This is a genomic window from Streptomyces sp. NPDC059649 (assembly GCF_042734445.1).
Taxonomy (GTDB): domain Bacteria; phylum Actinomycetota; class Actinomycetes; order Streptomycetales; family Streptomycetaceae; genus Streptomyces.
Window position 1 is genome coordinate 22,013 of the sequence record NZ_JBHWDV010000070.1, and the last position, 7,950, is coordinate 29,962.

General features: G+C 72.7%; 5 protein-coding genes and 1 pseudogene. 2 read left to right on the forward strand and 4 right to left on the reverse strand.

The features are described 5' to 3' along the window. Positions 1 to 886: 886 nt before the first annotated feature. Entirely contained in the window at positions 887 to 1,579 is a 693-nt protein-coding gene (locus ACFV1J_RS36715; protein WP_360951910.1) for a metal-dependent transcriptional regulator, read from the reverse strand. 560 nt (positions 1,580 to 2,139) lie between these two features. Here ACFV1J_RS36715 and ACFV1J_RS36720 point away from each other — a divergent pair. Next, positions 2,140 to 2,934: an SIS domain-containing protein gene (locus tag ACFV1J_RS36720; RefSeq protein ID WP_385865706.1), complete on the forward strand. Its 795-nt coding sequence runs from the start codon at positions 2,140 to 2,142 to the stop codon at positions 2,932 to 2,934. A gap of 40 nt (positions 2,935 to 2,974) precedes the next feature. Here the strand turns inward: ACFV1J_RS36720 and ACFV1J_RS36725 are convergent, their stop codons facing one another. From ACFV1J_RS36725 to pdxH, 3 genes and pseudogenes are all read right to left on the reverse strand, one after another. Continuing rightward, positions 2,975 to 3,409, reverse strand: a complete 435-nt coding sequence (locus ACFV1J_RS36725) for a GAF domain-containing protein (protein ID WP_385865713.1) — start codon at positions 3,407 to 3,409, stop codon at positions 2,975 to 2,977. Positions 3,410 to 3,784: 375 nt separating this feature from the next. Then, positions 3,785 to 4,765 (reverse strand): annotated as a pseudogene (locus ACFV1J_RS36730) (PAS domain-containing protein); the annotation flags it as partial. Between the two features lie 582 nt (positions 4,766 to 5,347). Beyond that, positions 5,348 to 6,070 (reverse strand): pyridoxamine 5'-phosphate oxidase, encoded by a 723-nt coding sequence (gene pdxH, locus ACFV1J_RS36735; protein ID WP_385865707.1) that lies wholly within the window; start codon positions 6,068 to 6,070, stop codon positions 5,348 to 5,350. A 442-nt stretch (positions 6,071 to 6,512) separates the two neighbouring features. Here pdxH and ACFV1J_RS36740 point away from each other — a divergent pair, with 442 nt between their 5' ends. Continuing rightward, positions 6,513 to 7,616: a citrate synthase 2 gene (locus tag ACFV1J_RS36740; protein WP_385865709.1), complete on the forward strand. Its 1,104-nt coding sequence runs from the start codon at positions 6,513 to 6,515 to the stop codon at positions 7,614 to 7,616. Positions 7,617 to 7,950 lie beyond the last annotated feature (334 nt).

The window sequence follows — 7,950 nt, forward strand, 5'->3', positions numbered from 1 at the left end:
ACCCCTCGTTCGAGTGACCTCTCTCAAGGATTGGCCGAGCTCGCCACGGGGAGACATCTGCCGGGAGGCGGGCCCTACCGGGAAGGGGGCCCGTGGGGGAAGACCCTGAGAGCTCGGGGCTCCGGGTCTTGGGTGGGGGACATGGGGAGGCAGGGCCCTGGCTGCTCGCAGCGCCGGGGCCCTGACTGTCCCGCACTCAGTGGATGCATCCAAGCCCCCTCCCCGGCCAGGACTGGCCCTCGCGGGGCCATGCGTCAGCGTGACATGCAACCGGCCGTACCGCACGGATTCGCACAAGTCCGTTCAACGGGCAAACACTTGAGCCATACCTGAACGGGCCCACCGAACGGCTCATCAGTGCAGCTCAGTGGGCTCGTGGCGGAAGACGACGGCGGGGGAGGGAAGGAAAAAATCGGGAAGATCGCGGGGAGCAGGGGAGTGGGGAACGCGGGGGCGGTGAGAGTCGGGAGAGCGTGGAGGAGGCGCGCAGGAAGGGACTTACGGGGAACGGCGAGCGCGCGCAGCTCCGCCGGATCGCGCCCACATCTGCGCCGCCCCCCACCGCGCCTCCGCCCAACCGCTCAGACGGTCTCTCGAATCGGCCTGCCCGAACGAGCCCGTAAGACAGCCCCTCGAACCGGCCCCCTCAACGGACGCCGAGACAGCCTGCCCGGTAAGCCCAACGACGCAACCACCGCAACCGCCCGGCGAGCCGCCGACGCAACCACCCGCGACCGCTCGGTGAACCCGCCGACGCATCCACAGAAGCCGTCCGCCGGAAGGCCACCGAAACGCCCACGGGAAGGGCCACTGCGGCCGCTGCGGCCACTCGACAGTCAGCCGTAGGCCCCCCGAAAGAGTGGACCGGCAGCGCGCCGAAGTCGGGTCAGCGCTTGGCGACGAAGACGTGGGAGGCGATGTCGGAGGCGAGTTCGGCGGCCTCGCCGCTGCTGCCGACCAGCACGCCGGCCGGCGACTCCGTCACGCTCACCACCGCGCCCGGCTGCACGCCCGCGCGGCGGAGCGTGTACATCAGCTGGGCGTCCGCCTGGATCGGCTCGCCGATCCGGCGCACTACGGCCGTCTTGCCGTCGGCCCCGGCGTCCAGGTCCATCAGGCTCACCATGCCCGCGTCCAGGAACGGGTCAGCCTCGGCCTTCTCGCCCAGCTCCTCCAGGCCCGGGATGGGGTTGCCGTACGGCGACTCCGTCGGATGGCGCAGCAGCTCCACGACGCGGCGCTCGACCGCCTCGCTCATCACGTGCTCCCAGCGGCAGGCCTCGGCGTGCACCTGCTCCCATTCGAGCCCGATGACGTCGACGAGCAGGCACTCGGCGAGGCGGTGCTTGCGCATCACCCGCGTCGCCAGCCGCCGGCCCTCCTCCGTCAGCTCCAGGTGACGGTCGCCGGCGACCGTCAGCAGGCCGTCGCGCTCCATGCGGGCGACCGTCTGGCTCACCGTCGGGCCGCTCTGTTCGAGCCGCTCCGCGATGCGGGCGCGCATGGGCACCACACCTTCCTCCTCGAGTTCGAGGATGGTGCGGAGATACATCTCCGTGGTGTCGATAAGTCCGGACATGCGTGCCCCTCGATGTGTGGTGCGGTGGCCCTGGACTCAATTCTGACGCATCCCACTGACATCGGTCCCCCCTCGTCCGCCCACCGGACCCTCACGGTGGTATGGCACGGCCGTATTGACAGGGCACTGGTCCAGACCGCAACGTGATCCGCGCCACTGATCACGAGTGGGGGAGCGGCCAAATCAACGGGAACGGCGGGAACGGCCGGATCGATGCGAACGGCCGGATTGACGGGAACGGCGGGAACGGTGAGGAGGACAGGGAGGGCGGGAGCGGTGGGACGGGCGCGATCGGCAGGATCGGCGTAACGGGGAAGGGTGCGCGGGTCGGCCCGGGCGGGCGGTGCCATGTGGGCGCCCATAACCCGCTAACCCGCGCCCACAGTCCCCGCACCGCCCCGACCCGCCCCGACCCGCCCCTAACTGGACCGCACGCCCTCCCGGCCGGTCCGTCCCACCGAGCCGCCCCGAACCGGACCAGACCACCCCGCCCCGCACCGCACCGCACCAAGAGCACGAGAGCGCACACGAGACCCCCAGGAGAGGGAGGGCCCGCGGCAATGGCTGACAGTGACCGCAGCAACCGTAGGGACGGCAGTGACCGCAGTGACCGGCTGGCCGGGACGTACTTCGACGCCGCGATCGAGCTGCTGCGGCAGGTCCGCGACGAGGAGGGCGAGCGGATCACCGCGGCCGGGCGGCTGATCGCGGACACCGTCGTGGCGGGCGGCCGGGTCTTCTCCTTCGGGGCCGGGCACTCCTCGCTGCCCGCGCAGGACACGGTCTACCGCGCCGGCGGCCTGGCGATCATGAATCTGCTCTCCGTCCCCGGGGTCGTCGGCGTGGACGTACGGCCGGCGACGCTCGGCAGCGCCCTGGAGCGCGTCGACGGGCTGGCGGCGGCCGTATTGGACACCAGCCCGCTGAAGGCCGGTGACGTGCTGGTGATCATCTCGCTCTCGGGGCGCAACGCACTCCCCGTGGAGATGGCGATGAACGCCCGGGCCCTCGGCATCAAGGTCATCGGCGTGACCTCGGTGGCGTACGCGGAGGCCACCAAGTCCCGGCACGCGTCGGGCGGCTTCCTCAGGGACCACTGCGACCTCGTCCTGGACAGCCGGATCCCGGTCGGCGACGCGGAGCTGACGCTGCCGGGCATCGACGCGCCGTTCGCACCGGCCTCGACGGTCGTCACCAGCGCGATCATGCAGGCCGTGGTGGCGACCGCGGCCGGCACACTCGCCGAGCGCGGCATCGACCCGCCGTTGTTGCGCTCCGGCAACGTCGACGGCGGGCACGACTGGAACGCCCGGGTGATGGGCGACTACGCGGACCGGATCTTCTACCGGACCTGAACAGGGTTCGAGCGGGTCCGCACACCGGGGCCGCGAGCGGTCAGCAGGACGCCGCGCCCGCGAGGTCCAGTGCCGCGGCGATACGGGCCGCGACCTCCTCGGCGTAGTCGGCGTCCGCGCGGTCGAAGGGGCGGCGCGCCGGCGACCGCAGGAACGTCAGCACGCCGAGCGTGCGGCCGCGGCTGCGCAGCACCACGCACAGGCCGTGCACGGTGCCGTCCGGCCAGTGGCGGGCCGCCGCCCAGCTCTCGGGCGCGGCGCCCCCGGCGCTCGTACGGACCGAGCCGCGCCGCTCGTACGCCTGGAGCGCCGGGTGGCCCGGTGCGTAGGGCACGGGGATGCCGGTCGCGGTGAGCGCCACGCAGGGCCCCGGGGAGCCGGCCGGGGAGGCCAGCGTCCGCACCAGCCCCAGCCCGCGCGGCGCCCCGGCCCGCGCCTCCCCGCCCGGTTCCGCCCCCGCGCCCTCGCCGCCCACTCCCCCGCGCGCCTCGCCATGACTCGTCCGCGTGCCACGACCCTCGCGCGTGCCAGGACCTTCGCGCGTGCCACGACCCTCGCCCGTGCCGTGACTCCCGGCCGCGTCGCCGTGGCTTCCGCCCGCGCCGCCATGCCCTTCGCCCTCGTCGTGGCCCCCGCCCGCGTCGTGACCCGCGGACGACTCGTCACTCGCGTACGAGTCGTCGGCGTCGTTGGGGTCGTTGGGGTCGTTGTTCTTGTCGACCTTGGGGATCTGGTCGTGTTCGTCGATCTTGGCGATCTTGGCGAGCTCGTCGATGTCGTCGTGTTCGTCGATCTCGTACGTGTCGTCCGCGGTGGCCGTGCCGTACGGGGCCGGGGCGGGCTGGGTGGCGAGGTCGACCAGGCCGTGGTCGGCGAAGCCCGCCAGGGCGAAGTCGAGGTGGACCGCGGCGGCCTCGGACGGGTCCGGGCACTCCGCGGCCGCCCGGCCGGCGCGGTGCAGCTGGTGGGCCCGGAAGCGGAGCAGGGAGCCGTCCCGCTCGGCGCGTTTGGCGTCGGTGATGTCCTGGAAGAGCCAGGCGACGCCGAGCGGCACCGGCTCCTCCGCCAGTGGGGAGGCCAGCCGGACGAAACCGCTGCGCCAGCAGCGACGCGGGTGCTCGGCGTCCTCGGAGCGGAGGGTGACCCAGAATTCCGCGACGGCCGGCGGGGCACCCTCGCCCAGGACGTGCTGAAGGGCGCACTCCAGTTCCTCGACGCCCTGGTCCAGCAGCTCGCCCAGCGGCCGCCCCAACAAGGCGGTCCGGCCCACGCCCAGGGTCCGGGCGGCGTGGGCGTTGACGACCGCGGGCCGCAGATCGGCGTCGACCAGCACCACGCCCCACGACGCGTCCTCGAAGAGCGCCTCGCTGAGCGCGATGGAACGTTCCAGGTCGATCTGGGTGTGCACCTCGCTGAAGGCGCAGTACGCGCCCGCGACCCGGCCGTCCGGGCCGCGTACCGCCGAGCACTGGGTACGGACCAGCACCCGGTGGCCGTCCTTGGTCAGCAGGGCGAATTCGTGCACCTGGCGGCCCGGTGAGCGCATCGCGGCCAGGAGGAGGGCGTCGATGCTCCCCGCGTCCTCCTTGCGGACCGCCCAGCCGGCCAGGCCCGTACGGCCGACCGCCTCGGTGGCGGTCCAGCCCAGGATGCGCTCGGCCTCGTGGTTCCAGTGGGTGACCGTGCGGTCGGCCGTGAAGGCGACCAGGGCGGCGTCCATGCCGTCGAGGAGGGCCGCGAGGAGTCCGGAGTCGTCGGACTCCTCGGTGGCGCGGCGCGCCGGGACCGACGCACCGGACGAAAGACCGGAAGAAGCCGACGAAGCAGTCACTGGCACCCCTCACGAACCGGCTGCACGTGCCTCACCTGGGCACATTCAACTGGACCGTGACCTGCAACACACCCGTTTCCCGGAAATCGTTGTTCCCGGAAAAAAACCGTTGTGCGGAGCGGACCGGCTTCCTAATGTGTGGAGCACACGAGAAGGGAGGTGGTTCGGCAGATGATTTCGCACCGGACGCGTGAGGTGGCTGCGGGCTAGCGGCCCGACGCTTCACCGAAGTGCAGCGCCGGACCAGCGCATACTGCAGATGCGCAGCCGGCCAATCCCAAGCAGTCACCCGACCCGCGGGCTGCCGGTTCGTCCGACCGGCCCTCTGCGCCACCGAGCGCGGAGGAAGCAGCCCGCGGGTCGTCTGCGTTTCGCCGCCCGCCGGGCGCGCCGTCGCTGTCCCCCGGCCTCCAGGTGGTGCCACGCTCCGGACCGCCGGGCACCGTCGCTGTCCTCCCGGCCGAACGGGCCACCCTCCCGACCACCAGGCGCCGCCTCCCAGCCGCCAGGCGCCGCCCTCACGGCCGCCAGGTGCCGATCTCCGGACCGCCGGCCCCGCGCCGCCCCGCGCCGCGAGACGCGTCAGGGCGCCAGGCGCTCCACCCGCCAGGTGATCTCGGCGGCCCCGGCCCCCGTGCCCGCGTCGGCCGCCTTCTCCCGTACGTAGCGGAGCCGGTCGTGCAGCCGGTTGTGCCGGCCCTGCCAGAACTCGACCGTTTCGGCGGCGACGCGGTAGCCGCCCCAGTGCGGCGGGGCGGGCACCTGCTCGCCCTCGGGGTAGCGGGCCGCCAATTCCTGGTAGGCCTGCTCCAGTTCGGCGCGCGAGGCGACCGGGGCGGACTGGTCGCTGGCCCAGGCGCCCAGCTGGGAGCCGTGCGGGCGGGTGCGGAAGTAGGCGGCGGTCTCGTCCCGGCCGATGCGCTCGGCGGTGCCGGTCACCACGACCTGGCGCGCGAGGGGGTGCCAGGGGAACAGCAGCGAAACATAGGGGTTTTCGGCGAGTTCGCGGCCTTTGCGGCTGTGGTAGTTCGTGAAGAAGACGAAGCCGCGGTCGTCGAAGCCCTTGAGGAGCACGGTCCGGGAGCTCGGCCGGCCGGCGGCGTCCGCGGTCGAGACGACCATGGCGTTGGGCTCGTGCAGACGGGCCACGGTCGCGTCCGTGAACCAGCGCGCGAATTGGTCGTACGGGCTGGCGGCGAGGTCGGACTCGGCGAGTCCCTCGGCGCGGTAGTGCGCCCGCATGGAGGAGGGATCGGGGATCTCATGATGCGCGTCGGCTGGGTGCACGGCCTCATCTTGCAACATCACCCGGGACGCGGTCAGCTGGGAGGGGCGGAAGTCTGCCCCCCGTCGACCAGCCGTAACCCTCCCGTCGGCAAATCGACCAGTGTGCCGGATCTCACGCTTCCCCGCAGGTGGGGGACCCGCCAAAATCATGGCCCGGCCCACTGTGGCCCCCGGACAGGGGAAGCTATCGTGTTCCGTCCGGACTGACGGGACGCAATCACCCCTGACGGGACGCACCGCACCTCCGTACCGCACGACACCGCGTCCGCCGGCCCGCGGCCCGACCCACCGCGGGCAGCACCTCGCGTGACCCATGCCCTGGCGGGGCATCACCCGGGTGATCGGAACGGACCGCGAGCTGCCCGGCGCAGCCGCGTAACCGCTCCGGCACCGCACCAGACCCGACCGCACGGCAGCCGGTCACGGACCGGACGCCGACCCCATTTTGAGGAGCCGCCTGATGTCCGACTTCGTACCCGGACTCGAGGGAGTTGTCGCGTTCGAGACGGAGATCGCCGAACCGGATAAGGAAGGCGGCGCGCTCCGTTATCGCGGGGTCGACATCGAGGACCTCGTGGGACACGTGTCGTTCGGCAACGTCTGGGGGCTGCTGGTCGACGGCGCGTTCAACCCCGGGCTGCCGCCCGCCGAGCCGTTCCCGATCCCGGTGCACTCCGGCGACATCCGGGTGGACGTGCAGTCCGCACTGGCGATGCTCGCGCCCGTATGGGGCCTGAAACCGCTGCTGGACATCGACGAGGCGACCGCCCGCGACAACCTCGCCCGGGCCGCGGTCATGGCGCTGTCGTACGTCGCCCAGTCGGCGCGCGGGCAGGGCCTGCCGATGGTGCCGCAGAAGGAGATCGACAAGGCCGAGACGGTCGTGGAGCGCTTCATGAAGCGCTGGCGCGGCGAGCCCGACCCCAAGCACGTCAAGGCCGTCGACGCGTACTGGACCTCGGCCGCCGAGCACGGCATGAACGCCTCCACGTTCACCGCGCGGGTCATCGCCTCGACCGGCGCGGACGTCGCCGCGGCGCTGTCCGGGGCGGTCGGCGCGATGTCCGGCCCGCTGCACGGCGGCGCCCCCTCCCGGGTCCTCGGCATGATCGAGGAGATCGAGCGGACCGGTGACGCCGGGGCCTACGTCCGGCAGGCGCTGGACAAGGGCGAGCGGCTGATGGGCTTCGGCCACCGCGTCTACCGCGCGGAGGACCCGCGGGCGCGGGTGCTCCGCCGCACCGCGAAGGAACTGGCCGCCCCGCGCTTCGAGGTCGCCGAGGCCCTGGAGAAGGCGGCGCTGGAGGAACTCCACAACCGCCGCCCCGACCGGGTGCTGGCCACCAACGTCGAGTTCTGGGCGGCGATCGTCCTGGACTTCGCGGAGGTCCCGGCGCACATGTTCACGTCGATGTTCACGTGCGCCCGTACGGCGGGGTGGAGCGCGCACATCCTGGAACAGAAGCGGACGGGCCGACTGGTCCGGCCGTCGGCCCGGTACGTGGGACCTGCGGCCCGCAGCCCGCGGGAGATCGTGGGGTACGGGGACCTCACGGCTCGCTGACCCGTCCGCTGCGCTTGGCGGGCCGCCCACGTTTTTGTCTGCGGCGCCGCGGTGGTTTCTCGCCGTTGCGCTTTGCGGCGCCCCCGCACGTACCTGTCTTTCCCGCCGCGGGGCGTCTCGCCGTTCCGCTGCGCTTGGCGGCGCCGCCCACGTACCTGTCTGCGGCGCCGCGGTGGTTTCTCGCCGTGGCTCCCCCACTGCCTAAAGGGCGTGGGAGGTACCCCCAGCGGCGGGCTGGGTTGTGGTGGGTGCGGTGACGGTCCTCCGGGGCCGGTTGTGTGGACTGCTTCGCTTTACGTCCACACAACCGGCCCCTCCGGCCCGTCCCCTCCCG

Coding starts and splice junctions, on each gene's coding strand:
- ACFV1J_RS36715 (WP_360951910.1), bottom strand. CDS start 1,579: ATGTCCGGACTTATCGACACCACGGAGATGTATCTCCGCACCATCCTC.
- ACFV1J_RS36720 (WP_385865706.1), top strand. CDS start 2,140: ATGGCTGACAGTGACCGCAGCAACCGTAGGGACGGCAGTGACCGCAGT.
- pdxH (WP_385865707.1), bottom strand. CDS start 6,070: ATGTTGCAAGATGAGGCCGTGCACCCAGCCGACGCGCATCATGAGATC.
- ACFV1J_RS36740 (WP_385865709.1), top strand. CDS start 6,513: ATGTCCGACTTCGTACCCGGACTCGAGGGAGTTGTCGCGTTCGAGACG.